This window comes from Enhygromyxa salina (genome assembly GCF_002994635.1).
In the GTDB taxonomy this organism is placed as follows: Bacteria; Myxococcota_A; Polyangia; order Nannocystales; family Nannocystaceae; genus Plesiocystis; species Plesiocystis salina_B.
The window spans coordinates 1-825 of the sequence record NZ_PVNL01000191.1 but is presented as its reverse complement, the minus strand read 5'-3'; the positions used below and the strand labels follow the sequence as shown (position 1 = coordinate 825).

Sequence of the window (825 nt, the reverse complement as noted above, 5' to 3'; positions counted from 1 at the left end):
CCCCTCCCCGCCCCAGTCCCCGACCCAATCGAGGGCAAGCGCCTGCTGATCATCGACAAGCCTGGCGCCGACGCCTCGATCTCATTCGGACACCCGATCGACGTCCACCGCGGCGACCCCGACTTCTACGCCCTGTGGCTCGCCAACTCATGGCTGGGCGAGCATCGCAATTCATCGAGTCACCTGTTCCAGGTCATCCGGGAGGCCCGCGGCCTCAACTACGGCGACTACAGCTACATCGAGGCGTTCCCCAACGGCGGCCAGCGCCAGATGCCCCCCACCAACGTCGCGCGCCGAGCCCAGCTATTCCAGGTCTGGATCCGAACCCTCCCCAACGAGCACGCTCACTTCGCCCTCCGAGCCGCCCACCGCGAGCTCGAGCAGTTCGCCAACCAGGGCCTCACCCAGGAGCAGTTCGAGCTCACCCGCGACTTCCTGCGCAAGTACGTCCTGCACTTCGCCGACACCACCTCCCAGCGGCTGGGCTACGCCATCGACGACCAATTCTACGGCCTCGACGGCCAGCCCCACCTCGAGCGCTTCACCGCCGCCCTCGACACCATGACCCTCGACCAGGTCAACGCCGCGATCCGCAAGCACATCGATCCCGCCAACCTCTCGATCGTCATCGTCACCGGCGAAGCCCAACAACTCCGAGAAGCCATCCTCGCCGACCAACCCGCCACAATCGACTACCCATCCCCAAAACCCCCCGAGGTCCTCGCCGAGGACCAACAAATCGGCGCCCACAAGCTCGGCATCCCCCCCACCCACGTCGCCGTGATCCCCGTCGACGAAATGTTCGAAGACTATCCGGCGGTCCCG

The 825-nt window shown here is 66.2% G+C and carries 1 protein-coding gene; it reads left to right on the top strand.

Annotated features, from left to right (window positions below; all coding sequences use genetic code 11):
* Positions 1–825, top strand: an 825-nt coding sequence (locus ENSA7_RS41605; protein WP_146158766.1) for a M16 family metallopeptidase, incomplete at both ends; no start/stop codon positions are given.